The following is a 22,708-nucleotide window of genomic DNA, read 5'->3' on the forward strand; positions in this document are numbered from 1 at the left end:
TGAAACTTTCGGTTAACGCTTGTGGATCCCCTTCAGGCTTGCACGATTGTCGCCCCATTCTTGTACTAGCAAACGCCATCGCCATTCGCGCCGACCGTCCGGGGCCCTCGTTCAAGCCCGCCGCCTTTTGGAGGAATTATGCAGAAGTTGTTGATCGCGCTTTCGTTTTTTCTGGCGATCGCCTCGTTTTCGACCACTGCATCCGCCGGAAGCGCCCAACTTCTCCTCGATGCCCACACCGGCGAGGTTCTCGCCTCGGAAAATCCCGACAGCCTCAATCATCCGGCCTCGCTGACGAAAATGATGACGCTGTACATGACCTTCGAGGCAATTCGCCGCGGCGAATTGTCCTGGGACAGCCGCGTGCCCTTCTCGAAATATGCCGCATCTCGTCCCCCGACCAAGCTTCGGGTGAAGGCGGGCGATGCAATCACAGTCAAGGAAGCTGTTCTCGGCCTGATCGTGCAGTCGGCCAATGACGCTGCCGCCGCCCTGGCGGAAAAGCTCGGCGGCAGCGAAAGCGCCTTTGCCGCCGAGATGACGCGCAAGGCGCGCGCGCTCGGCATGGCCAGGACGGTCTTCGTCAACGCCTCGGGCCTTCCCGATGCCCGCCAGATCACCACGGCGCGCGACATGTCGACCTTGGGCATCGCGCTGCTGCGCGACTTCCCCGAAGAATACAAGCTGTTCAACACCAAGAGCTTCGCCTTCCGCGGCCGCACCATCAACGGCCACAACAACCTGATGTACCGCTACAAGGGCATGGACGGCATCAAGACCGGCTATACCAATGCCTCCGGCTTCAACCTCGTCAGCGCCGTCCGGGACGGCAACCGCCGGGTGATCGGCGTGGTCATGGGCGGCCGTTCAGCGGCGAGCCGCGACAAGATCATGGAAAAGCTGATCGCAGGCAATATCGCCAGGGCATCGGGCGGAACGCAGCTGCTGGCCAGCAATTCGACCCGCGTCGGCATGGATCTGGCCCGCCTCGGCGACAATGTGCCGGTTCCCGCCCCGCGCCAGGATGCGGTGGCTGCCGTGATCGGCCTGGCGAGTGCGAGTCCGGTCGCTGCGTCGACGCTTGGCACGGCCTATGCCCAGCCGGTCGAGGTGGCTGCCGCTGCCGTCGCCAGCGATGTGGCGCCGCTGAACCCTCAGGCGGAGCTTCCGCTCGCAAAGACCGCGGCTGCGACCGGCGCGGCCCGCGGCTGGCAGATCCAGATCGCTGCCGCCTCCAGTGCCGAACTGGCAATGGATCTGCTCGCCGACGCCAAGGCCAAGATCGGCGGGGCGCTCGCCGATCGCGACACCTATACCGAAGCCGTCATCCGCGACGGGTCGACCTTCTATCGGGCCCGCTTCACCGGCTTCGCCAGCAAGACGGAGGCCCGCTCGGTCTGCGACCAGCTGGTCAAGAACCGCTATGATTGCGTGCTGATGCCGGCGCGGGGCTAGGCCCCGACGTTTCGTCCCGATCGATCGGGTCGGGCCTGGGACCGCTTCGATCGATCGGTGTGTGGGCGCTCGTTCAGGGAGCCCAGAGGGCCGGTTTCATCCAGTAGACCGGCAGCCTGAGGGGGCCGGCGGGGTTCTGGGCAGTCTCGATCAGCTTGATTGATTGCCATGCTCCCGCCCATTCGAGAGGAAGAGGGTAGGGCGGTGCGATCGCTTGTTCGGCGCTGAAGCCAGACTGGCTGTAATATTTCGGGTCGCCGAGAACCAGAACCTGTTCGATCTTCTCCGCCTTGACGAGGCGCATTCCCTCCGCGATCAGCGCCTTGCCGATACCGCGTCGTTGCATGGCTGAGGCGACCGCAAGCGGCGCCAGCATAGCCGCCGTTCGAGGTCTATCGTCCACGTTGCACAGGGTAAAGGCGACATGCCCGACGATCTGATCGCCGATTGTCGCCACCAAGGACAGGACTTCGCCCTCAGGCGCCTGAAATAGGTCCCGAACCAGCGCCGTGAGGTCCTCATCGGGAAATGCATCCGGATAGAGGGTCAACAATGGTTCCAGATCGGCCTCGTCAGCCTTGCGTATCGCGATCATGCCTTCGTCCGATCCCAGGCCTATTTCCGGCACGCCCCTCAGGCCCTTGTCCCGCCGACCGTCACCTGGTCCATCCTCAGATGCGGCTGGCCGACGCCGACGGGAACCCATTGGCCGGCCTTGCCGCAATTGCCGATGCCCTTGTCGAGCGCCATGTCGTTGCCGACCATGGAAATGCGCTTCATCGCATCCGGGCCGTTGCCGATCAGCATGGCGCCCTTGACCGGCGCGCCGATCTTCCCGTCCTCGATCATGTAGGCCTCGGTGCAGCCGAAGACGAACTTGCCCGAGGTGATGTCGACCTGGCCGCCGCCGAAGGAGACGGCATAGATGCCGCGTTTGACCGAGGCGATGATCTCTTCTGGGCTCTTGTCGCCCGACAGCATGTAGGTGTTGGTCATGCGTGGCATGGGCTGGTGCGAATAGCCCTGGCGGCGCCCGTTGCCGGTCGCCTTCATGCCCATCAGACGGGCGTTCTGCCGGTCCTGCATGTAGCCGACGAGGCGGCCGTTCTCGATCAGCACGTTATATCCTGAGGGCGTGCCCTCGTCGTCGATGGTGATCGAGCCGCGCCGCGCGTCGATCGTGCCGTCGTCGACCACGGTCACGCCGGGGGCGGCGACCATCTCGCCCATCAGGCCGGCAAAGGCCGAGGTCTTCTTGCGGTTGAAGTCGCCTTCCAGCCCGTGGCCGACTGCCTCGTGCAGCATGACGCCCGGCCAGCCATTGCCGAGCACCACGTCCATAGTGCCGGCAGGCGCGTCGATCGCCTCGAGATTAACCAATGCCTGCCGCAGCGCCTCGTCGGCGCCGTGCTGCCAGCTCTCCTCGGTCAGGAAGTCGGAAAAGGCCATGCGGCCGCCCGTGCCATAGGAGCCGCTCTCCTGGCGATCACCCTTGCCGGCGACGACGGAAATGTTGATCCGCGTCATCGGCCGGATGTCGCGCACCCGGTGGCCATCGGCCCGCAGGATTTCCACCACCTGCCAACTCGCGGCGATCGAGGCGGTGACCTGGCGCACGGTATCGCCCTTGCCGCGCAGATAGGCGTCGATTTCGGCGAGCAGCTTGACCTTCTCCTCGAAGGAAGGCGCGCCGATCGGATTGCCTTCGCCGTAGAGCTTGGCATTGGTGCGCTGCGGGGCGCTCGCATAGGAACCGGAATAGCCATGGGTCACGGCGCCCACTGCATCAGCCGCCCGCGACAGGGCGGCGAGCGAAAGCTCTCCCGCATGGGCATAGCCGACCGCTTCGCCCGCCACCGCGCGCAGGCCAAAACCTTGGTCGGTGTTGAAACTGCCGCCTTTCAGGCGCCCGTTGTCGAAGGTCAGTGATTCTGCCTGGGCATGTTCGACGAACAACTCCCCGTCGTCGGCATTTGCGAGCGCTTTCGACACATGCTGACGCAGCGTCATTTCGTCGCAGTCGAACAGGCCGAGAAGGTCTTCAGTCATCGATATCTCCTTGCGATACATGGCTCCGATGTAGGCGCATTGCGATGCGCCGACAAGGTTCGACCGGAGCCAGGGCCCCGGTCGCACATCACTTTATGGAGAAGGTTGCGGGCAATCGGCCTGCCGGTGTTCTCAGGGCAGCTTGTCATAGCCTTCGGCGAAGCCGGCAAGCTCGATCGGGATGCCGACCCGGTCCTGGTCGGCGGACTCGCGCAAGGCAAAGACGGCGCTCTTGCCGGCGCGCAAGATCTTCATCAGTTCTTCGTCGATCTCGACCTCGACGTAGCAGCCCTCGGAGAAGCAGCGGGTGAAATAGGCCCGGCCGATATTGTTGCCATCGACATAAAGCTCCATGCCGTCCTTCAGCAGAACGCCGAGCGGGGCGAGGATTCGCAGGATCTTGGCCTTGCGATCGGCGGTTTTCAGCACCACCACCGACAAACCCACTTCGGGGCGGTCCTCGGCAATGACATTCTGCATCAGCGCGCATTGCTCGGCGGAGGCGCCCGCCGGCGTGTCGCAGATTACCGACCATGCGCCATGGTTGGAGCGGATGGTGCCGGGCTGCTGCTGCTGGGCCCCGGCCGGTGCGACGAGCGCCGCAATCGCGACGGCGCCTGCAACCAGGCCCGTCCGGTAAAGTCTAGGAAGACCCATGGGTACCTCTGGAAATCGAATCATCCCTGACATTCATGGCGTCCGGGCGGGCAAAATGAAAGCCCCGAACCCGTGTTTTCCAAGGGAGTGAGGCTTAATTGCGGCCATCCTGGCAGCAGGGCGGGCCGTCAGGATGGCGGGACCTTCATTGGCGGTGGACGGTTTCCGAGTAGAATTGATGAAGCGCAAAAATGCCGCGGGGGCATTTGGATCGGCGTATTGCGAATGCGGCCAATCTGTGATTTTAAACGCACATGATAGCATGAATTTTGCGTTCTGATTTGATGTGGATCAAACGCTTGGGGAGAGACATCGTGATGAAGAGAGCTTTTGCAGCAATGGCCGCCACGGCCTGTCTGCTTTTCGCTTCCGGCAGCCTCGCGGCCCAGCCGACAGAGTGGCAGATGGACCTGCAGCCGGCGGCGACGCCGATCATGGAGCAGATTCGCTGGTTCGAGAACTACACCCTGTGGTTCATCGTGCCGATCACGGTCTTCGTCCTGCTGCTTCTCATCGTCGTTGCGCTGCGCTTCCGCGCCGGTGCCAATCCGGTGCCGTCGAAGACCAGCCACAATACCGCGATCGAGATCGTCTGGACGGTCGCTCCGGTGCTCATTCTCCTGTTCTTCGCCATCCCGTCCTTCAATCTGCTCTCGGCACAGCTGACGCAGCCGGAAAATCCCGATGTGACGATCAAGGCCACCGCCACCCAGTGGCAGTGGAACTACGAATATGCGGGTGATGCCGCGCTGTCTTTCGACAGCTACATGCTCAAGGAAGATGAGCGCGCTGCCGCCGGCAAGGAAGACAAGGCCGTCTATCCGCGCCTTCTCGCCGTCGACAATGAGATGGTCGTGCCCGTCGGCAAGTCCGTCCGCCTGCTCGTGACGGCGGCGCCGACCGACGTCATCCATGCCTTCGCGATGCCCGCCTTCGGCGTCAAGATCGATGCCGTTCCGGGTCGCCTGAACGAAACCTGGTTCAAGGCCGACCGCGAAGGTCTGTTCTACGGTCAGTGTTCGGAACTCTGCGGCAAGGACCATGCCTTCATGCCGATCGCCATCCGCGTCGTCTCCGATGAACGCTACGCAGCCTGGCTGCAGGCGGCGGCGTCCGACCTGGAAGGCGCCAACCGGGCCCTGATGGCCGCCGTCGACGGTGCGGACGCGTCCGTACAGCTCGCCGAAAACGTATCGAATTAAGGAAGAGGATCGGACAATGGCTGGACCTGTTGCCCACGACGATCACGCCCACGGTCAAGGCGCGCATCACGACAATCATGACCACAAGCCCGGTTTCTTCACCCGTTGGTTCTTCTCGACCAACCACAAGGACATCGGCACCCTCTACCTGATCTTCGCGATCTTCGCCGGCCTCATCGGCGGTGCGCTCTCCGTTGCCATGCGCATGGAGCTGCAGGAGCCTGGCATCCAGATCTTCCACGGCCTGGCCTCGATCGTCTACGGCTTCGAGGGCGATGCTGCCATCGACGGCGGCAAGCACATGTTCAACGTGTTCACCACCGCGCACGCGCTCATCATGATCTTCTTCATGGTCATGCCGGCGCTGATCGGCGGCTTTGCCAACTGGATGATCCCGATCATGATCGGTGCTCCGGACATGGCCTTCCCGCGCCTCAACAACATTTCCTTCTGGCTGGTCATTCCGGCCTTCCTGCTGCTGGTGCTGTCGATGTTCGTCGAAGGCCCGTCCGGCGCCTATGGCGTCGGTGGCGGCTGGACGCTCTATCCGCCGCTCGCGACCTCCGGCCAGCCCGGCCCGGCGGTGGATCTCGCGATCTTCGCCATCCATATCTCGGGTGCGTCGTCGATCCTCGGTGCGATCAACTTCATCACCACCATCCTCAACATGCGCGCTCCGGGCATGACGCTGCACAAGATGCCGCTGTTCGCCTGGGCCGTTCTGGTCACCGCCTTCCTGCTGCTGCTCTCGCTGCCGGTTCTGGCAGGCGGCATCACCATGCTTCTGACCGACCGCAACTTCGGTACGACCTTCTTCGCACCGGAAGGTGGCGGCGACCCGATCCTGTTCCAGCACCTGTTCTGGTTCTTCGGTCACCCGGAAGTCTACATCCTGATCCTGCCCGGCTTCGGCATCATCAGCCACATCGTCTCGACCTTCTCCAAGAAGCCGGTCTTCGGCTACCTGGGCATGGCCTATGCCATGGTCGCGATCGGCGCCGTCGGCTTCATCGTCTGGGCCCACCACATGTACACGGTCGGCCTGTCGCTCGCCGCCCAGCGTTACTTCCTGTTCGCCACCATGGTCATCGCGGTGCCGACCGGCATCAAGATCTTCTCGTGGATCGCGACGATGTGGGGCGGTTCGCTGACCTTCCGTACGCCGATGGTCTGGGCGATCGGCTTCATCTTCCTGTTCACCGTCGGTGGCGTCACCGGCGTCCAGCTGGCAAACGCCGGTCTCGACCGTTCGCTGCACGACACCTACTACGTTGTGGCTCACTTCCACTACGTCCTGTCGCTCGGCGCCGTCTTCGCCATCTTCGCCGCCTGGTACTATTGGTTCCCGAAGATGACCGGCTACATGTACAACGAGTTCCTCGGCAAGCTGCACTTCTGGGTCATGTTCATCGGCGTCAACATGGTGTTCTTCCCGCAGCATTTCCTCGGCCTCGCTGGCATGCCGCGCCGCTACATCGACTATCCGGACGCCTTTGCCGGCTGGAACTATGTGTCGTCGATCGGCTCCTACATCTCGGCCTTCGCCGTGCTGATCTTCCTGGTCGGCGTGTTCGAAGCCTTCGCCAAGAAGCGCATCGCCGGCAACAATCCGTGGGGTGAGGGCGCAACCACGCTCGAGTGGCAACTGTCGTCGCCGCCGCCGTTCCACCAGTGGGAACAGCTGCCGCGCATCAAGTAAGCGGCGGGCTTGGCCTCAACGCATCGCGGGTGCCGCGCCTCTTCAAGGGCGCGGCGCCCGACAACAACAAGAACGAGCATGGGACGGAGACAATGACGGTTATCGATGATCGCGACATCGCGGGGCTCGAAGGCGAGATTCGCCTTTCGGAAGCCGGCGCACGCGATTTCTTCGCGCTCCTGAAGCCGCGCGTCATGTCGCTCGTCGTCTTCACCGCCTTTGCCGGCCTGGTGCTGGCCCCGGGCGACATCAATCCTGTTCTCGGCTTCATCGCCATCCTGTGCATCGCTGTTGGCGCCGGCGCCTCCGGTGCGCTCAACATGTGGTATGATGCCGATATTGACGCCGTCATGAGCCGCACCGCCACGCGCCCCATCCCCGCTGGCCGCATCGCGCCCGCCGAGGCGCTCGCCTTCGGCCTGGTCCTGTCGGTGTTCTCGGTGTCGATCCTCGGCCTCACCGTCAACTGGTTCTCGGCAGGCCTGCTCGCCTTCACCATCTTCTTCTATGCTGTCGTCTACACCATGTGGCTGAAGCGCTCGACGCCGCAGAACATCGTCATCGGCGGCGCTGCCGGCGCATTCCCGCCGATGGTCGGCTGGGCCTGCGTCACCGGCGGCGTATCGCTCGACAGCATCGTGCTTTTCCTGATCATCTTCCTGTGGACGCCGGCCCATTTCTGGGCGCTGGCGCTGTTCAAGATGCGTGACTACGGCTCCGTCGGCGTGCCCATGCTGCCGAATGTCTCGGGCGAGCGCGTCACCAAGCACCAGATCACGCTCTATGCCGTGCTGACCGCGATCACCGCCGTCATTCCGGCCTTCACCGGCCTGGCTTCGCTCTACTACGGCGCCTTTGCCGGCGCGCTCGGCGTCTACCTCGTCATCTGTTCCATCGCCGTCTGGCGGATGCCGGACGGCGACGAGAAGATGGTGCCGGCCAAGAAGCTGTTCGGCTACTCGATCGTCTATCTCTTCGCCATCTTCTCGGCCCTGCTGGTCGATCACTACGTCGCCACGCTTGCGACGCTATTCGGAGGTGCTGCCTGATGGAAACCATCAAGCTCAATGATGCGCAGAAGAAATCGCGCCGCGGTCGCAACATCGCGCTCGGCATGGTGCTGGCCGCATTGGTCGCCATTTTTTATGTCGTGACGCTGATCAAGTTCGGCGCCGTGGGCAATTGACGGCGGGGAGGCGATCATGGCGACGACGGGAAACGAAATGAAGGCGGCACCGCGCGGCAATGCGAGGATCCTGGTTGCCTGCGTCGTGTTCGTCGGCTGCATGCTGGGCGTCTCCTTCGCGTCGGTGCCGCTCTATCGGCTGTTCTGCCAGGTGACCGGCTACAACGGCACGACGCAGCGCGTCGACCAGGTTTCCGACGTGGTGCTCGACAAGTCGATCAAGGTCACCTTCGACGCCAATGTCTCGTCCGGTCTGAACTGGGATTTCAAGCCGGTCGACCGCTTCATCACGCCGAAGATCGGCGAGACGGTCCAGATCAGTTACACCGCGACCAACCGTTCTTCGGTCGCGACCTCTGGCCAGGCCATCTTCAACGTCACGCCGATGGAAGCGGCGGCCTATTTCAACAAGGTCGAGTGCTTCTGCTTTACCGAGACCAAACTGAAACCCGGCGAAAGCTTGGAAATGCCGGTGGTCTTCTTCATCGATCCGGCCATTACCGAGGCCGCCGAGACGAAGGACATCGGGACGATTACGCTGTCCTACACCTTCTATCCGCATGAGGAGGAGAAGCCTGTGGCCTCGCTGCCGCAGCAGGGTGACAAGGGACAGCCGAAACTGTGAGAGGAGGGGTCCGGTCCGCCGGGCTCTAAGGAAATTTGACATTCGGGGATTGCTGACATGGCCGAAGCGCATCAGAAGAATCACGACTACCACATCATCGATCCAAGCCCGTGGCCGCTCCTGGCCTCGATCGGCGCGTTTCTCCTCACCTTCGGCGGTGTTGGCTACATGCGATACCTCAACGGCGGCTCCTTCGAGATGTTTGGTCTCGAACTGGCCAATCCGTGGGTCTTCTTCATCGGCCTGGCCATCGTCCTCTACACGATGATCGGCTGGTGGGCCGACACCATCAAGGAGGCCCACGAAGGCTCCCATACCCGCGTTGTGTCGCTGCACCTGCGCTACGGCATGATCATGTTCATCGCTTCGGAAGTGATGTTCTTCGTCGCCTGGTTCTGGGCCTTCTTCGATGCCAGCCTGTTCGCCAATGAGGCGATCCAGGCGAGCCGCGTCGAATTCACCGGTGGCCAGTGGCCTCCCCAGGGCATCGAGGTCCTCGATCCCTGGCATCTGCCGCTCTACAACACCATCATCCTTCTGCTGTCGGGAACGACGCTGACCTGGGCCCACCATGCACTCCTGCATGACGACCGCAAGGGACTGGTCAATGGCCTCGCCCTGACCGTCGTGCTCGGCATCATCTTCTCGGGCGTCCAGGCCTATGAATACGCCCATGCGCCCTTCGGCTTCAAGGAAAGCATCTACGGCGCGACCTTCTACATGGCGACCGGCTTCCATGGCTTCCACGTGCTGATCGGCACGATCTTCCTGATCGTGTGCCTGCTGCGCGCGCTGAAGGGCGACTTCACGCCGAAGCAGCATTTCGGTCTCGAGGCGGCTGCCTGGTACTGGCACTTTGTCGACGTGGTCTGGCTGTTCCTGTTCTTCACCATCTATGTCTGGGGTGGTTGGGGCGCACCGCTCGCCCACTGATCGTGGCGACAGAAACGAAAAGGGCGGCACCTCGAGGGTGCCGCCTTTTTTTATGGCACACTGATCGGCGATGATCGGAACCAAGCCCGGCATTTGCGGTTTGCCGCTCGCGGCGTATAAGCCAAGGGCAATGGATCACGGCTATGGCGAGAGAAGCCGGCGTCAAGACGGAAGGATGATCATGAACGAGGACAAAGCCCATTTCGCTCCGGTCGATCCGGTCAAGGCCGGGTTCTCTGCGTCCTGCCCCCGCTGCGGCCAGGGGCGCCTGTTCGAAGGTTTTTCCACCATCAAGCCAGGCTGCAGCAATTGCGGTCTGGATTATTCCTTCGCCGATTCGGGCGACGGCCCGGCGATCTTCGTCATCCTGCTGGCCGACTTCCTCGTCGTCGGGCTGGCGGTCTGGACCGAACTCACCTACCAGCCGCCGGTCTGGCTGCATTTCGTCCTGTTCGGCCCCTTGGCGATCGTCGTCTCGCTCTGGCTCCTGCGCACCATCAAGGCGCTGTTGATCGCCCTGCAATACAAGAACAAGGCCTCCCAGGGGACGATCGACCGTGGCTGATACAACCCAGCGCGGACCCGTGCGTCTCGCCTTCACCGTCGCCGCGGTCGCCATTGCGATGGCGATCCTGCTGTCGCTCGGGACCTGGCAGGTGAAGCGCCTTCACTGGAAGGAAGCGCTGATCGCCGACATCGAGGAACGCCGCAACGCGGCCCCCCTGGATCTCGCCGGTATCGAGGCGATCCTGGCCAAGGGCGGTGATGTCGACTATCGGGCGGCCGAGGCTCAAGGCACCTACCTCAATGACAAGGAGCGCCATTTCCTCGCCACCTTCCGCGGCCGCGCCGGCTTTTACGTCTACACGCCGCTCGAACTTGCCGATGGCCGCTACCTGTTCGTCAATCGCGGCTTCGTGCCCTACGAACTGAAGGATCCGGCGAAGCGCCCCGAGGGTTTGCTGGACGGTCCACAGACGGTGGAGGGCCTTGCCCGCGCCCGCTTGAGCGAAAAGCCGTCCTCCATGGTGCCGGACAATGACGAAGGCCAGAACATCTTCTACTGGAAGGATCTCGACCGGATGGCCGCAAGCACCGGTCTGCCGGCCGAAAAGGTCCTGCCCTTCTTCCTCGATGCCGACGCAACGCCGGTGCCTGGCGGCATGCCGGAGGGCGGCGTTACCGAGATCGCCCTGCCGAACAGCCACCTGCAATATGCGATCACCTGGTACGGCCTGGCGCTCGCGCTGGCCGGGGTCGTCGCCTACGCCGCCTTTCGCCGCAAGGCCTGACGCCGCCGAGCGGGGGGAGATGGCTCACCACCTTCCCGGCGATCGGTTCCGCACACAAATGGCGCCGGTTGCGCCTTGAGGAGATGCCGATGAAGACCCTTGCCGATCTGCTGGTCGCCCTCGTGGCGCTGGAGCATGTCTATATTCTGGTGCTGGAGATGTTCCTGTGGACAAGGCCCGCCGGCCTGAAGGCCTTCGGCATGAAGCCGCAGCAAGCCGAAGCGACCAGGGTGCTCGCCGCCAACCAGGGCCTCTATAACGGCTTCCTGGCGCTCGGCCTGTTCTGGGCGCTCAGCCAGCCGAACCCCGATTTCGCCTTCCAGCTGAAGCTGTTTTTCCTTGGCTGCGTCTTCGTCGCCGGACTATATGGAAGCGTGACGGCCTCGCGGAAGATCCTCTACATCCAGGCGCTTCCCGCCGTCCTCGCTTTGATCCTTGTGCTGCTGGCTGGCTGATGATGAATGTAACCGTGTCCCGACCGCCCCTGACGATCCGACTTTGCGGCCCGCGCGGCTTTTGCGCCGGCGTCGACCGCGCCATCCAGATCGTCGTTCTGGCGCTGAAAGGTTTTGGCGCGCCGGTCTATGTCCGCCACGAGATCGTCCACAATCGCTACGTCGTCGAGGGGCTGGAGGCAAAAGGCGCGGTCTTCGTTGAGGAACTGGACGAGATCCCCGCCGAGCATCGCGAAAAGCCGGTCGTCTTCTCCGCCCATGGCGTGCCGAAATCCGTGCCGGAGGATGCCAGGGCCCGCAATCTCTTCTATCTGGATGCCACGTGCCCGCTGGTCTCCAAGGTGCACAAACAGGCCATGCGCCACCAGCGCCTCGGCCGCCATGTCGTCTTGATCGGCCATGCCGGCCATCCGGAAGTGATCGGCACGATGGGGCAATTGCCGGAAGGCTCGGTGTCGCTGATCGAGACGATCGAGGACGCCGACCGCTACGATCCGGTCGATGCCGACAATCTCGGCTATGTCACGCAGACCACGCTCTCGGTCGACGACACCGCTGGAGTTATCCAGCGGCTGCAGGAGCGCTTCCCCAACCTGACCGCACCTTCGGCCGACAGCATCTGCTACGCGACGACCAACCGCCAGGAGGCGGTCAAACAGGCGGCGCCCGGCTGCGACCTCTTCATCATCGTCGGCGCGCCCAACTCGTCCAACTCCAAGCGCCTCGTTGAAGTGGCGCTGAAGGCCGGCGCCAAACGCTCGCTGCTGGTGCAACGCGCCGAGGAGATCGACTGGGACGACATCGGCCCGATCGGCACGCTCGGCCTCTCCGCCGGCGCTTCCGCCCCTGAAGTGATCGTCAACGAGATCATCGAGGCCTTCAAGGCCCGCTACGACGCGACGATCGAGCTTGCCGAGTTCTCGATCGAGAACGAGCACTTCCTCGTCAACCGCGAACTGCGCGACATCGAACTCACCCACGAAGATATGGCCTGGGTGAATGGGTGAGTTGCGACTGCGTAGCCGGAAAAACGATCCAGTGAATCGTTTCTAGCAACGAACGCGCTGAGCCTAGAGCGAGGCGCTGGCACGACGAAGCCCGAGCAATCGATCCTGCAAATCGATTGCCGTGACGAACGCCCGGAGCCTAGGGCGGCGGGCCGGGTTACGATGCGGCCGAGTGCGCGGAGCATTATGTCGCGGGCTAGGATCAGTTCGTCACTCCATTGGACCGTGTGGCTGGCGAAACCCTTGAGTGAACCCTTTCCAGCGTCAACGCACTGAGCCCCGGCGAATCGTCGTCGGGGCGGCAGGGGGAGGCCCGAGCAAGGATCACACTCTTGCACGTTTCACCGCCGCAATTGTCCCGACATTCCGTCTTGTCTTCACATTCATATAAGCGCATGTTTCTATGTGCGACTATCGTCTAACCTCGGGAGGAGAGGAATATGAAATATCGCATTTTGGCCGCAGCAGTGGGGGCCTTGCTCTTATCGGCAAACGTGGGCGGCGCCACGGAACGAAACAAATTGGCAATCCACGTCGACCAGAGCGATCCCGCTGTTATGGGGCTCGTACTCAACAATGCGTTGAATGCCAAGAATGCCTTTGCCGCAAAGGGGGAGGAGATTTCGATCGAGATTGTCGCCTATGGGCCGGGTGTCGAAATGTACACCGCCAACAGCCCGGTCAAGGATCGTATCGCCGTGATGTCGCTGGAGAATCCTGAAATTCAGTTCTCTGCCTGTGGCAACACGCTGGCGGCGATGAAGAAAAGCGCCGGACACGAGATCGAGCTTTTGTCCGAGGCGGAGATAGTCCCTTCGGGTGTGGTCAGGCTGATGGAACTCCAGGCTGACGGCTACGCCTATCTGAGACCCTAGATTAAAATAGCCGGTCGCGCCGTCGCGCGGCTGGCAATGGTGCTCAGGCGCCGGTTTCTTCGATTCCCACATCGCTTTTTCCCCTCGGGACTGGCACTCCGTTTTCCCCCGCTGTATGGCTTGCGCTATCATCGGCGGCACAGAGAACGCAGCGCGGGAATTTTTGACGTGGCAGTCTACACCGACATCAACGAAATCGACCTAAAGGCCTTTCTCCAGCAGTATGACGCCGGTGAACTCCTGTCCTACAAGGGCATTGCCGAAGGGGTCGAGAACTCCAACTTCCTGCTGCACACGTCGAAAGCGCCGCTGATCCTGACGCTCTACGAGAAGCGCGTCGAGAAGAACGACCTGCCGTTCTTCCTCGGCCTCATGCACCATCTCGCCGATCGCGGCCTTTCCTGCCCGCTGCCGCTGCCGCGCAAGGACGGCGCCTTGCTGGGCGAGCTTTCCGGCCGCCCGGCGGCGCTCATTTCCTTCCTGGAGGGCATGTGGCTGCGCAAGCCCGAGGCGAAGCACTGCCGCGAGGTCGGCAAGGCGCTGGCCGCCATGCACGTCGCCGGCGAGGGTTTTGAGCTCAAGCGCCCGAACGCTCTGTCGCTCGAAGGCTGGAAGACGTTGTGGGCGAAGTCGAAGGACCGCGCCGACGAGGTCGAGACCGGGCTCGAGACCGAGATTGGCGACGAACTGGCCTTCCTGGCAAAGCATTGGCCGACGGACCTGCCCGCGGGCGTCATCCATGCCGACCTCTTCCCCGACAATGTCTTCTTTCTCGGCGACGAACTGTCCGGCCTGATCGACTTCTATTTCGCCTGCAACGACTTCCTCGTCTACGACCTGTCGATCGGACTCAATGCCTGGTGCTTTGAGAAGGACGGCGCCTACAACATCACCAAGGGCATGGCGATGATCGAGGGCTACCAGTCGGTGCGTCCGCTCTCGACGGCCGAAATCGAAGCCCTGCCCATCCTGTCGCGCGGCTCGGCGCTGCGCTTCTTCCTCACCCGCCTCTACGACTGGCTGACCACGCCGGCCGGCGCGCTCGTGGTCAAGAAGGACCCGCTCGAATATCTGAAGAAATTGCGCTTCCACCAAAAGGTGGCGAGCAGCGCCGAATACGGGCTCAAACCATGAAGCATGTCGATATCTACACCGATGGCGCCTGTTCGGGAAATCCCGGTCCGGGCGGCTGGGGCGCTGTCCTGCGCTATGGCGAGACGGAAAAGGAACTGTTCGGCGGCGAGGCCGATACGACCAATAACCGCATGGAACTGATGGCGGCGATCACGGCATTGAATGCGCTGAAGACCCCGTGCGAGATCGACCTCTACACCGACAGCAAATATGTGATGGACGGCATCTCGAAGTGGATCTTCGGCTGGAAGAAGAACGGCTGGAGAACGGCCGACAAGAAGCCCGTCAAGAATGGCGAACTCTGGCAACAACTCGACGCCGCCAACCAGAGCCACAAGGTCAAGTGGCACTGGGTCAAGGGCCACGCCGGCCACCCGGAAAACGAGCGCGCCGACGAGCTTGCCCGCAAGGGCATGGAACCCTTCAAGAAACCCAATCTCGGGCGGGCGTTGATGCAGGGCAGGTGAGGGCGGGCGCCGTTGCCTCGTCTTGAGGGACGAGCGGTGGCCTCAATCGCTTCCTTATCCCGCGTTTGGAATTCGCGTCGCTTTCCCGTCTTGCCATCTCGACCGTTGGCCCTATCCTGCGCCGGCAAAAGACCACACAGGGAGAGAGACGTCATGATCCAGCACTGCGTATTCCTGCGCTTCAAGGCGGCGACGTCGGAGGCCGAAAAGAAGGCGATCTATGAAGGCATTGCCGCGCTGAAGGCCGTGGTGCCGGGCATGTTGGAGGTCAAGTTCGGGCCGAATATCTCGCCCGAGGGGCTGAACGGCGGCTATCTCGACGGTTTCATCATCACCTTCGAGGACGCCATGGTGCGTGACTATTACCTCAAGCATCCCGACCACGTGGTGGTCGGCGACCGCATCGTCAAGGCGACCGATGGGGGGCTTTCCGGCGTGCTCGTGTTCGACATGGAAATCTGAAACGACAAAGGCGGCGGATCGCTCCGCCGCCACCGGTCAATCGGAATTCGAGCCCTTAGAGCTGCTCGATCATAGCTGCGGCCGCCGAGACGGTTGCCTGGCCGGGGTTCTCCTCGACGTTGAGCGACTTGACCACACCGTCCTCGACCAGCATGGAATAGCGCTTGGAGCGCACGCCGAGGCCGCCGGCCGACAGGTCGGCATCGAGGCCGATCGCCTTGGTGAAGGCCGCGTTCCAGTCGGCGAGGAAGTGAATCTTGCCCATGCCGCCGCTCTGCTCGGCCCACGCGCCCATGACGTGCCAGTCGTTGACCGAAATCACCGCAATGTCATCGACGCCGCGGCCAAGGATCGCGTCGCGGTTTTCCAGATAGCCGGGAAGGTGGTTCAGCGTGCAGGTCGGGGTGAAAGCGCCCGGCACGGCAAACAGCACGACGCGCTTGCCCTTGAACAGGTCGTCGGTCGAAAGCTCGACGGCGCCGTCCGCCGTCTTTTCCTTGAATGTGGCCTGGGGCAGGCGTTCGCCGATTGCGATGGTCATCAAATCCTCCTCGCTGGTTTCGGTCGTGCCGGGCTCGGCTCGCCGTCAGTCGCGGAATATAGATTGACGCTAGTCAAAGGCAAGGGTGGTTTCCATGGCACGCCCGCCGGCCTTGACCAGCACGCCCCAGCTCTTGCCGTGGATGTCGTACTTGCGCGGCAACCCGCTGATCGGCAGGACGACGGACAGCGCATTGCCCTCAAGCCGACGCTCGCGTTCCTTGAAGAACACATGGCCGCTCGGTCCGGTGACGAAGATCTCGGCCTCGTCCGGCCGTGTCGCCTCGGGCACGGTCACGGTGAGCGAGAGTTCCTTGCCGTCGGCCGACAGAGCATGCGACTGGACCGCGAAGTCCGCGGACGGCGGTTCCGGCAGGCTCTGTCGCGCTGCGGCAACCAGTTCGGCCTCCGCCGCATCGGCCGTTTCGCTGAGCGTCAGCGACAGCTGGAATTCGGCCTGGAAGGGAATGCAGATATTGCGGCACAGGCCGATGAACACGGAAGCCTTCAGCTCGCCGGAAGAGGGGCGGCCATCGGCTGGCCCGGAAAGCGTCAAGGGCAGGGTCACCGGGCCGTCATAGCCGATGTCGCGCAGATCGCCGCTGTCGATCAGCTTCGGCACCGGATAGGCGACTTCGGTCAACGTATAGCCGGTGTCCGGCGCAAGTGTGATCGAGGGCGGTATGCCGGCATCGCCCGGCTCGCGCCAATAGGTGATCCAGCCCGGCGCCGGTTCGATCTGCAGGGCGCCGGCCCGCTTGCCATGTTCATCGGCCGGCAGCACCACCAGCCGCATGCGTCCGCCCTCGTTCACCGCCCAGTCGCTCATTTCCGCACGCGCCGCACCAATCGCGCCGGGCAGGGCGCCGGATATGGCGAGCGTCAGCGCGGTCAGCGCGAGGCACAGCCGGGAAAGTTTGGTGGGCGCGATGAACATCATGGACGAGCCGTTTAGAGCAAGCCTTGGCGCTTCACCAGTCACGCTTGCGAGACCGGGATCATTTTTAGTTGATTGATTGCTGATCCTGTCCCATCTTTCTAAGGCAGACGGGATCAGCGCCCGGCCGTCCGTTCTGGAGCCGGCGCCCGTCAGGGCCAGTGGAGGTGGAGTATGGCTTTCTCGACACTGAAAAAGGATCGTGAACGGGGCTTCCTCGACGGCCAGCTTCTGATCGCCATGCCGGGCATGGCGGACGGCAATTTTTCTCGCGCGGTCGTCTATATCTGCGCCCACTCGCCGGCCGGTGCCATGGGCTTCATCATCAACCGCAAGCAGCCGGTGACGTTCGCCGACGTGCTGTTGCACCTCGGCCTGATCGACAAGACCGATGCGATCATGCTGCCGCAGCATGCCCGGGACTTCCCCATCCAGAGCGGCGGGCCGGTCGAGACCGGGCGCGGTTTCGTGCTGCACAGCGACGACTACACCAGCGACAGCAGCATTCCGGTGAGCGATGACATTTCGCTGACGGCAACCGTCGACATCGTTCGCGCCATTTCGGAGGGTCGCAGCCCGCGCCGCGCCACCATGCTGCTCGGTTACGCCGGCTGGGGGCCGGGCCAGCTCGAATTCGAACTGGCCAATAACGGCTGGCTGAATTGCCCGGCAACCGAGGACCTGATCTTCGACCGCGCGCTCGACAACAAATATGACCGGGCACTGGCCCTCATGGGCGTCAGCCCCGCCATGCTGTCGATGGAAGCCGGTCACGCCTGAGTAGAGGCCATCGAAGGCGGGCGCATCCGTGCCCGCCGGTGATCTGTGATCTCACGCCCGCTTGGTCAGCGGAAAGCGTTCTTTCAGCAGCCGCTGCACCGAGTCCGCGCCGAGCGGTGCGCCGAACAGGTAGCTCTGGCCGAAATCGCAACCGAGCTTGCCCAGTTCCTCGGCATCCGCATCGCTTTCGATGCCTTCCGCCACCACCTGCATTTCCAGCCCGCAAGCCATGGCGATCACCGATTTCAGGAGCACGGCCCGCTTGTCGGAACGGTCGTTGACCAGCGCCTTGTCAAGCTTGATCGTGTCGAAGGGGAAGCGGGTCAGATAGGCGAGCGATGAATAGCCGGTGCCGAAGTCGTCGAGCGCCAGCGAGATGCCGGTCTCCTTCAGCTTCGCCAGAACCAGGCGCGCCTGTTCCGGGTTCTCCATCACGACGCTTTCGGTCAGCTCCAGCTTGATCCGGTGCGGGTCGCACTGTGTCTTGGTCAAAAGGGCGCGGACGTCGTTGTAGAGTTCGCTCGACAGGAGCTGGGCGCTCGACAGGTTGACCGAGACGAAGACCGGTATCTCGCCCGTCTGTCGCTCCCACTCCATCAGGTCGCTGGTCGCCCGTTCGAGCGCGAACATGCCGAGCGGTTCGATCAGGTCCGAGGTCTCGGCGATCGGGATGAATTCCGACGGCGGGACATTGCCGCGCTTGGGATGGTCCCACCGCATCAGCGCCTCGAAGCCGGCGACTTCGCCGTCGCCCAGCCGCACGATCGGCTGGTAGACCATCGACAGCTCCTTGCGCTCGATGGCACGGCGCAGGTCGGTCTCGAGTTGCAGCCGGTCCGTGCCGGCGCCGCGGAAGGCGGGGCGGAAGGGCTCGACCCGGTTTCCGCCCGCCCGCTTGGCGCGGTACATGGCAAGCTCGGCGTCGGACAAAAGTCCGGCCGCGTTCTCCTGCTGGTCGACCCAGGAAACGAGGCCGATCGAGGCGGTCAGGATGATCTCGCGATTGGCAAAATTGAGCGGCACCATGATCGCCTTCGACACGGCATCGGCAAAGTCGGCGATCTTGGCAGGATCGCGTTCTGACACGAGGATCAGGCCGAACTCGTCGCCCGAAAGCCGTGCCAGCGTGTCCTGCGGCTTCATCAGGCGGCGCAGCCGACGCGTCAGCGCGATCAGGATATTGTCGCCGGCGGCGATGCCGAGACTGTCGTTGACCTGCTTGTAGCGGTCGATGTCGATCGCCATCACGGTCGGGCGCACCGTCTCCGTGCCGCTCGCCAGCGTCAGCACCGACTGCAGCCGGTCAAGGAAGACCTCGCGATTGGGCAGGCCGGTCAGGTTGTCGTGCATGGCGTCGGCCAGCAGCCGGTCGATCGAGTTCTTCTGCTCGGTGACATCGATGATCGTGCCGACGCAGCGGATGACCTCGCCGTTCGAGCCGAGTACGGGGCGGGCGCGGATCTTCAGCCAATGGAAGTGGCCGTCTTCCGCGCGGATGCGGAATTCGTGGTTGAGGCGACCCTTGCGGTGTTCGAGCAGCACGTCGAGCGTGGCGCGGAAGCGGTCGCGATCGTCGGGATGGAGCCTCGGCAGCCAGTTGCGCGCCGGGCCGTGCATGGTGCCCGGCGACAGGCCGAGACGGAGCGAAATGTCGGGGGAGGTGACCACCCGGTCACGCGCCACGTCCCAGTCCCAGACCGTATCGCCCGAGCCGGTCAGCGCCAGAGACTGGCGCTCGAGGTCGGAGAACAGGCCCTGCTGGTAGGCCCCGCCCGCAAAGGCGTGCTGCATCACGGTGAAGCCGATCAGAAGCACGATGAGCACCAGCCCGCCGCCGAGCGCCGGCTGGATGATGTCATTGTCGAGCTGTCCCGTCACCGTCAGCCAGCCGCCGAACAGCCAGACGAGGATCAGTGCCCAGGTCGGGATCAAAAGGATGGCGCGGTCGTAGCGGTTGAAGCCGAGATAGAAGATCAGAACGATGCCGGCCGTCGCGGTCAGCGCAAACGACAGGCGGGCAATGCCGGCGGCGATCGAAGGATCGTAGATCGCCACGCCGAACAGGAGTGCCAGGCCGAGGATCCAGGCGAAGGTGGCGTAGCCGAGATGCACGTGCCAGCGATTGAGGTTGAGATAGGTGAAGAGGAAGATGACGAGGCTCGAAGCCAGCACCACTTCCGCGCCCGCCCGCCACATGCGCTGGTCGCCGGCAGTGATGCTGATCAGCTTTTCCAGGAAGCCGAAGTCGACGCAGATATAGGCGAGCACCGCCCAGGCCAACGCCGCCGCCGCCGGCAGCATCGACGTGCCCTTGACCACGAACAGGATCGTCAGGAACACCGCCAACAGGCCGGCAATGCCAAGTACGATACCACGATAGAGCGTGAAGGCGTTGACCGTGTCCTTGTAGGCGTCCGGCTCCCACAGATAGATCTGTGGTAGGCTGGGGGTCGCAAGCTCGGCGACGAAGGTGATCACGGAGCCGGGATTGAGGGTGATGCGGAAGACGTCGGCGTCCGGGCTCGGCACGCGGTCGAGCGCAAAACCTTCCGACGGCGTGATCGAGATGATGCGCTGCGAGCCGAGGTCGGGCCAGAACATGCGCGAGCCGGCGAGGCGGAAATGCGGCGCGACGATGACGCGCTCCAATTGTTCTTCCGAGACGTTGGCGAGCGCAAACACCGCCCAGTCCCCCTGATGCGCCGGCGAGGAGGCGCGCACCTCGATGCGGCGGCGAATGCCGTCGGCGCCGGCGGCGGTCGAGACCTGGAAGGCATTGCCCTGGTTGGTGTAGATCTCGGTCGTGGCGGTCAGGTTGAGCGCGGTGTCGTCGCGGGCGATCTTCACGGGTTCCGCAGCCAGCGCTATCGAGGAGAAAAGTGCGACGAACGCAAGCATCGCCGTGGCCAGCGCAGCCGCCAGCCACTGGCCGGCCCCCGCTTGCCTGTTCCGGTCAAACGTCATGAGTTCTCTTTGTTCCCGTTCCCCGCGGCGCGGTCGCTCAATCGCGATAACATCGCATGGTCGCGCCATTTCCCGTCGATTTTCAGATATTCCCGCAAGAGACCTTCCCGCTGAAAGCCGGCCTTCTCGAGGAGCCGGATGCTTTTTTCGTTTTCTGGAATACAGGCTGCTTCGATCCGGTGCAACTCGAGCACCCTGAAGATATAGGGAATTGCCATTTGAAGTGCGGCAAACATATGACCTTTGCCGGCATGTCGTTCGCCCATCCAGTATCCGATCATGCAGCTTTGTGATGCGCCGCGCCGGATGAGGCCGATGGTGAGCCCGCCGAGCAGGACCTGGTCGGCCTGGGAAAACAGCAGGAAGGGGACGGCAAGCCCGGATTGGAACTCCTGGCTGTTGCGCACGACGCGGGCGCGAAAGGCGCGCTCGGTCAATTCGTCGCTTCGCCAGGTCGGCTCCCAGGGCTGCAGGAAGGCGCGGCTGTCGCGGCGAAGCGCGTGCCACTGCTCGAAGTCGTCATAACGCGGCAGCCGCAGCCGGTGCGATGCGCTGTTCAGGTCCGGTGTTTCCGGCTGCCGCGACAGAAACCGAAAGACCGAACGTGTCATCGAACCCCCCGAAAGCCTCGGCCGGCGGGCACTGCCCGCTGGCGGAATCTGGTGCAATCCCGGCGCGTCGTCAGCCGGCGGCCTTAAGCGAAGCGGTCGATCCGGCCGAAAGCGCGCCCGAAATCTCGTGCATCGGGGCCAGGTGCTCGAGCGGTCCGATGGCCGACAGCGTCGGCGTCGTCTCGAAGAACAGCCTCCCGGCAAGATCGGTCAGTCGTTCCGGCGTGATTCCGGCGAGACGTTCCATCATCTCCTGGTTGGAGATGGGGCGGCCGTAGAGCATCATCTGGCGCGCGATCTGGCCGGCGCGGGCCGCCGGGCTTTCCTGGCCCATCAGGAGCTGGGCGCGCACCTGGGCGCGCGACCGGTCGATTTCCTGCAGGTCGATCCTCTGCGAGGCCTTGCGCAGTTCGTCGATGATCACCGGCACCAGTTCGGGCAGGTTCTCGCCGCCGGTCGCGGCATGGATGCCGAAGATGCCGCTGTCGGAAAAGCCCCAGTGAAAGGCATAGATCGAATAGCAGAGGCCGCGGATCTCGCGCACTTCCTGGAACAGCCGCGAGGACATGCCGCCGCCGAGGATGTTGGCGAGGATCTGCGACGCGTAGAAGTCGCGCGCGTGATAGGGGCGGCCCTCGAAGCCGATCAGCACCTGCGCGTCCATCAGGTCGCGCTCCTCGCGGGCTTCCCCGCCGGTATAGCGCGCCGCCTCGGCGATCGGGCTGATCTCCGGCTTGGTCTTGAGCGAGGAGAAGCGGTCTTCCACCTGACGGACGAAAGCGTCGTGATCGACGGCCCCGGCGGCCACGACGAACATCCGGTCGGTCGTGTAGTTGCGGTCGAGATAGGCCCGGATTTCCGCGCTTGAGAAGGACTGAACGGTTTCCGGCGTGCCGAGGATCGGTCGGCCGAGCGGCTGTCCGGCATAAGCGAGCTCGGAAAAGCGGTCGAACACCACGTCGTCCGGTGTATCGTTGGCCGCGCCGATCTCCTGCAGGATGACGTGCTTTTCGCGGCCGAGTTCGTCCTCGTCGAAGACGGAATCGGTCAGAATGTCGGCGAGGATGTCGACCGCGAGCGGAACGTCGTCCTTCAATATGCGCGCATAATAGGAGGTCGTCTCGGTCGAGGTCGCGGCATTGAGCTCGCCCCCGACATTCTCGATTTCCTCGGCGATCTGCCGGGCGCTGCGCTTGTGGGTTCCCTTGAAGGCCATGTGTTCGAGCAGATGGGCGATGCCGTGCTCGCCCTCCATCTCGTCGCGGGCTCCCGATTTGATCCAGGTTCCGAGCGCCACGCTTTCGAGATGCGGCATGGTCTCGGTTACGACCGTCAGCCCGGAGGGCAGCCGGGTACACTCAACACTCATCGATCTGTC

Annotated in this window: 24 protein-coding genes; 16 read left to right on the forward strand and 8 right to left on the reverse strand. The window is 63.4% G+C overall.

The window, feature by feature from the left end:
• Nucleotides 1-138: 138 nt before the first annotated feature.
• Nucleotides 139-1,455 carry a D-alanyl-D-alanine carboxypeptidase gene (locus RHIZ70P_RS13725; RefSeq protein WP_115670922.1) on the forward strand — a complete coding sequence of 439 codons (1,317 nt, stop codon included), beginning with the start codon at nucleotides 139-141 and terminating at the stop codon, nucleotides 1,453-1,455.
• Nucleotides 1,456-1,528: 73 nt separating this feature from the next.
• On the opposite strand, the gene RHIZ70P_RS13730 is transcribed toward RHIZ70P_RS13725, so the two are convergent.
• From RHIZ70P_RS13730 to RHIZ70P_RS13740, 3 genes are all read right to left on the reverse strand, one after another.
• Nucleotides 1,529-2,050 (reverse strand): GNAT family N-acetyltransferase, encoded by a 522-nt coding sequence (locus RHIZ70P_RS13730; protein WP_181904026.1) that lies wholly within the window; start codon nucleotides 2,048-2,050, stop codon nucleotides 1,529-1,531.
• Between the two features lie 38 nt (nucleotides 2,051-2,088).
• Complete coding sequence (gene tldD / locus RHIZ70P_RS13735) at nucleotides 2,089-3,504, reverse strand: metalloprotease TldD (RefSeq protein ID WP_115670926.1); 1,416 nt, start codon at nucleotides 3,502-3,504, stop codon at nucleotides 2,089-2,091.
• Between the two features lie 132 nt (nucleotides 3,505-3,636).
• The gene (locus RHIZ70P_RS13740; RefSeq protein ID WP_115670928.1) at nucleotides 3,637-4,161 is read right to left on the reverse strand and encodes an invasion associated locus B family protein; all 525 of its coding nucleotides are present in this window, start codon (nucleotides 4,159-4,161) and stop codon (nucleotides 3,637-3,639) included.
• A 317-nt stretch (nucleotides 4,162-4,478) separates the two neighbouring features.
• Here RHIZ70P_RS13740 and coxB point away from each other — a divergent pair, with 317 nt between their 5' ends.
• The 14 genes from coxB (at nucleotide 4,479) to RHIZ70P_RS13810 (ending at nucleotide 15,498) form a co-directional block, all read left to right on the forward strand.
• Nucleotides 4,479-5,363, forward strand: a complete 885-nt coding sequence (gene coxB / locus RHIZ70P_RS13745; RefSeq protein ID WP_115670930.1) for a cytochrome c oxidase subunit II — start codon at nucleotides 4,479-4,481, stop codon at nucleotides 5,361-5,363.
• A gap of 16 nt (nucleotides 5,364-5,379) precedes the next feature.
• Complete coding sequence (gene ctaD / locus RHIZ70P_RS13750; RefSeq protein ID WP_115670931.1) at nucleotides 5,380-7,062, forward strand: cytochrome c oxidase subunit I; 1,683 nt, start codon at nucleotides 5,380-5,382, stop codon at nucleotides 7,060-7,062.
• A gap of 92 nt (nucleotides 7,063-7,154) precedes the next feature.
• Complete coding sequence (locus tag RHIZ70P_RS13755) at nucleotides 7,155-8,111, forward strand: heme o synthase (protein ID WP_115671204.1); 957 nt, start codon at nucleotides 7,155-7,157, stop codon at nucleotides 8,109-8,111.
• On the forward strand, nucleotides 8,111-8,248 hold the full coding sequence (locus RHIZ70P_RS13760) for a hypothetical protein (RefSeq protein WP_115670933.1): 138 nt from the start codon (nucleotides 8,111-8,113) through the stop codon (nucleotides 8,246-8,248). The genes RHIZ70P_RS13755 and RHIZ70P_RS13760 overlap by 1 nt, the downstream gene beginning before the upstream one ends.
• A 16-nt stretch (nucleotides 8,249-8,264) precedes the next feature.
• A complete protein-coding gene (locus RHIZ70P_RS13765) occupies nucleotides 8,265-8,873 on the forward strand; it encodes a cytochrome c oxidase assembly protein (RefSeq protein WP_115670935.1) in 609 nt (202 codons plus the stop codon).
• A 57-nt stretch (nucleotides 8,874-8,930) separates the two neighbouring features.
• Nucleotides 8,931-9,806 (forward strand): cytochrome c oxidase subunit 3, encoded by an 876-nt coding sequence (locus RHIZ70P_RS13770; protein WP_115670936.1) that lies wholly within the window; start codon nucleotides 8,931-8,933, stop codon nucleotides 9,804-9,806.
• A gap of 181 nt (nucleotides 9,807-9,987) precedes the next feature.
• On the forward strand, nucleotides 9,988-10,371 hold the full coding sequence (locus RHIZ70P_RS13775) for a DUF983 domain-containing protein (protein ID WP_115671206.1): 384 nt from the start codon (nucleotides 9,988-9,990) through the stop codon (nucleotides 10,369-10,371).
• 58 nt (nucleotides 10,372-10,429) lie between these two features.
• Nucleotides 10,430-11,098: an SURF1 family protein gene (locus RHIZ70P_RS13780; protein WP_115671205.1), complete on the forward strand. Its 669-nt coding sequence runs from the start codon at nucleotides 10,430-10,432 to the stop codon at nucleotides 11,096-11,098.
• 89 nt (nucleotides 11,099-11,187) lie between these two features.
• Entirely contained in the window at nucleotides 11,188-11,553 is a 366-nt protein-coding gene (locus RHIZ70P_RS13785; protein ID WP_115670938.1) for a DUF1304 domain-containing protein, read from the forward strand.
• A 2-nt stretch (nucleotides 11,554-11,555) separates the two neighbouring features.
• Nucleotides 11,556-12,560 carry a 4-hydroxy-3-methylbut-2-enyl diphosphate reductase gene (gene ispH / locus RHIZ70P_RS13790; protein WP_115671207.1) on the forward strand — a complete coding sequence of 335 codons (1,005 nt, stop codon included), beginning with the start codon at nucleotides 11,556-11,558 and terminating at the stop codon, nucleotides 12,558-12,560.
• A 440-nt stretch (nucleotides 12,561-13,000) separates the two neighbouring features.
• Nucleotides 13,001-13,435 carry a DsrE family protein gene (locus tag RHIZ70P_RS13795; protein WP_115670940.1) on the forward strand — a complete coding sequence of 145 codons (435 nt, stop codon included), beginning with the start codon at nucleotides 13,001-13,003 and terminating at the stop codon, nucleotides 13,433-13,435.
• Between the two features lie 168 nt (nucleotides 13,436-13,603).
• Nucleotides 13,604-14,569, forward strand: coding sequence for a homoserine kinase (locus RHIZ70P_RS13800; RefSeq protein WP_115670941.1), 966 nt, complete (start codon nucleotides 13,604-13,606; stop codon nucleotides 14,567-14,569).
• Nucleotides 14,566-15,036 (forward strand): ribonuclease HI, encoded by a 471-nt coding sequence (gene rnhA / locus RHIZ70P_RS13805; RefSeq protein ID WP_115670943.1) that lies wholly within the window; start codon nucleotides 14,566-14,568, stop codon nucleotides 15,034-15,036. The genes RHIZ70P_RS13800 and rnhA overlap by 4 nt, the downstream gene beginning before the upstream one ends.
• Before the next feature lie 153 nt (nucleotides 15,037-15,189).
• Complete coding sequence (locus tag RHIZ70P_RS13810) at nucleotides 15,190-15,498, forward strand: Dabb family protein (RefSeq protein WP_115670945.1); 309 nt, start codon at nucleotides 15,190-15,192, stop codon at nucleotides 15,496-15,498.
• A 55-nt stretch (nucleotides 15,499-15,553) separates the two neighbouring features.
• Here the strand turns inward: RHIZ70P_RS13810 and RHIZ70P_RS13815 are convergent, their stop codons facing one another.
• Together RHIZ70P_RS13815 and RHIZ70P_RS13820 are read right to left on the reverse strand one after the other, a co-directional pair.
• Entirely contained in the window at nucleotides 15,554-16,039 is a 486-nt protein-coding gene (locus RHIZ70P_RS13815) for a peroxiredoxin (protein WP_115670947.1), read from the reverse strand.
• 69 nt (nucleotides 16,040-16,108) lie between these two features.
• Nucleotides 16,109-16,978 (reverse strand): protein-disulfide reductase DsbD domain-containing protein, encoded by an 870-nt coding sequence (locus RHIZ70P_RS13820; RefSeq protein ID WP_115670949.1) that lies wholly within the window; start codon nucleotides 16,976-16,978, stop codon nucleotides 16,109-16,111.
• A gap of 171 nt (nucleotides 16,979-17,149) precedes the next feature.
• On the opposite strand from RHIZ70P_RS13820, the gene RHIZ70P_RS13825 reads away from it, so the two are divergent.
• The gene (locus tag RHIZ70P_RS13825; protein WP_115670951.1) at nucleotides 17,150-17,755 is read left to right on the forward strand and encodes a YqgE/AlgH family protein; all 606 of its coding nucleotides are present in this window, start codon (nucleotides 17,150-17,152) and stop codon (nucleotides 17,753-17,755) included.
• Between the two features lie 51 nt (nucleotides 17,756-17,806).
• Here the strand turns inward: RHIZ70P_RS13825 and RHIZ70P_RS13830 are convergent, their stop codons facing one another.
• The 3 genes from RHIZ70P_RS13830 to RHIZ70P_RS13840 form a co-directional block, all read right to left on the reverse strand.
• On the reverse strand, nucleotides 17,807-20,653 hold the full coding sequence (locus RHIZ70P_RS13830) for an EAL domain-containing protein (protein ID WP_235842237.1): 2,847 nt from the start codon (nucleotides 20,651-20,653) through the stop codon (nucleotides 17,807-17,809).
• Nucleotides 20,654-20,715: 62 nt separating this feature from the next.
• Complete coding sequence (locus RHIZ70P_RS13835) at nucleotides 20,716-21,330, reverse strand: GNAT family N-acetyltransferase (RefSeq protein WP_115670954.1); 615 nt, start codon at nucleotides 21,328-21,330, stop codon at nucleotides 20,716-20,718.
• A 70-nt stretch (nucleotides 21,331-21,400) separates the two neighbouring features.
• Nucleotides 21,401-22,699, reverse strand: a complete 1,299-nt coding sequence (locus RHIZ70P_RS13840) for a M16 family metallopeptidase (protein ID WP_115670956.1) — start codon at nucleotides 22,697-22,699, stop codon at nucleotides 21,401-21,403.
• Nucleotides 22,700-22,708: the final 9 nt, after the last annotated feature.

The organism is Paenirhizobium selenitireducens ATCC BAA-1503 (genome assembly GCF_900492185.1).
GTDB classification, from domain to species: Bacteria; Pseudomonadota; Alphaproteobacteria; order Rhizobiales; family Rhizobiaceae; genus Allorhizobium; species Allorhizobium selenitireducens_A.

Excerpts from the sequence above, each read along its gene's own strand:
- RHIZ70P_RS13830 (WP_235842237.1), bottom strand. The coding sequence starts at position 20,653 with ATGCTTGCGTTCGTCGCACTTTTCTCCTCGATAGCGCTGGCTGCGGAA.
- RHIZ70P_RS13775 (WP_115671206.1), top strand. The coding sequence starts at position 9,988 with ATGAACGAGGACAAAGCCCATTTCGCTCCGGTCGATCCGGTCAAGGCC.
- coxB (WP_115670930.1), top strand. The coding sequence starts at position 4,479 with ATGAAGAGAGCTTTTGCAGCAATGGCCGCCACGGCCTGTCTGCTTTTC.
- RHIZ70P_RS13840 (WP_115670956.1), bottom strand. The coding sequence starts at position 22,699 with ATGAGTGTTGAGTGTACCCGGCTGCCCTCCGGGCTGACGGTCGTAACC.
- RHIZ70P_RS13780 (WP_115671205.1), top strand. The coding sequence starts at position 10,430 with ATGGCGATCCTGCTGTCGCTCGGGACCTGGCAGGTGAAGCGCCTTCAC.
- RHIZ70P_RS13755 (WP_115671204.1), top strand. The coding sequence starts at position 7,155 with ATGACGGTTATCGATGATCGCGACATCGCGGGGCTCGAAGGCGAGATT.
- RHIZ70P_RS13835 (WP_115670954.1), bottom strand. The coding sequence starts at position 21,330 with ATGACACGTTCGGTCTTTCGGTTTCTGTCGCGGCAGCCGGAAACACCG.
- RHIZ70P_RS13815 (WP_115670947.1), bottom strand. The coding sequence starts at position 16,039 with ATGACCATCGCAATCGGCGAACGCCTGCCCCAGGCCACATTCAAGGAA.
- RHIZ70P_RS13820 (WP_115670949.1), bottom strand. The coding sequence starts at position 16,978 with ATGATGTTCATCGCGCCCACCAAACTTTCCCGGCTGTGCCTCGCGCTG.
- ctaD (WP_115670931.1), top strand. The coding sequence starts at position 5,380 with ATGGCTGGACCTGTTGCCCACGACGATCACGCCCACGGTCAAGGCGCG.
- rnhA (WP_115670943.1), top strand. The coding sequence starts at position 14,566 with ATGAAGCATGTCGATATCTACACCGATGGCGCCTGTTCGGGAAATCCC.
- RHIZ70P_RS13825 (WP_115670951.1), top strand. The coding sequence starts at position 17,150 with ATGGCTTTCTCGACACTGAAAAAGGATCGTGAACGGGGCTTCCTCGAC.
- RHIZ70P_RS13765 (WP_115670935.1), top strand. The coding sequence starts at position 8,265 with ATGGCGACGACGGGAAACGAAATGAAGGCGGCACCGCGCGGCAATGCG.
- RHIZ70P_RS13810 (WP_115670945.1), top strand. The coding sequence starts at position 15,190 with ATGATCCAGCACTGCGTATTCCTGCGCTTCAAGGCGGCGACGTCGGAG.
- RHIZ70P_RS13785 (WP_115670938.1), top strand. The coding sequence starts at position 11,188 with ATGAAGACCCTTGCCGATCTGCTGGTCGCCCTCGTGGCGCTGGAGCAT.
- RHIZ70P_RS13725 (WP_115670922.1), top strand. The coding sequence starts at position 139 with ATGCAGAAGTTGTTGATCGCGCTTTCGTTTTTTCTGGCGATCGCCTCG.
- RHIZ70P_RS13730 (WP_181904026.1), bottom strand. The coding sequence starts at position 2,050 with ATGATCGCGATACGCAAGGCTGACGAGGCCGATCTGGAACCATTGTTG.
- RHIZ70P_RS13795 (WP_115670940.1), top strand. The coding sequence starts at position 13,001 with ATGAAATATCGCATTTTGGCCGCAGCAGTGGGGGCCTTGCTCTTATCG.
- RHIZ70P_RS13760 (WP_115670933.1), top strand. The coding sequence starts at position 8,111 with ATGGAAACCATCAAGCTCAATGATGCGCAGAAGAAATCGCGCCGCGGT.
- ispH (WP_115671207.1), top strand. The coding sequence starts at position 11,556 with ATGAATGTAACCGTGTCCCGACCGCCCCTGACGATCCGACTTTGCGGC.
- tldD (WP_115670926.1), bottom strand. The coding sequence starts at position 3,504 with ATGACTGAAGACCTTCTCGGCCTGTTCGACTGCGACGAAATGACGCTG.
- RHIZ70P_RS13770 (WP_115670936.1), top strand. The coding sequence starts at position 8,931 with ATGGCCGAAGCGCATCAGAAGAATCACGACTACCACATCATCGATCCA.
- RHIZ70P_RS13740 (WP_115670928.1), bottom strand. The coding sequence starts at position 4,161 with ATGGGTCTTCCTAGACTTTACCGGACGGGCCTGGTTGCAGGCGCCGTC.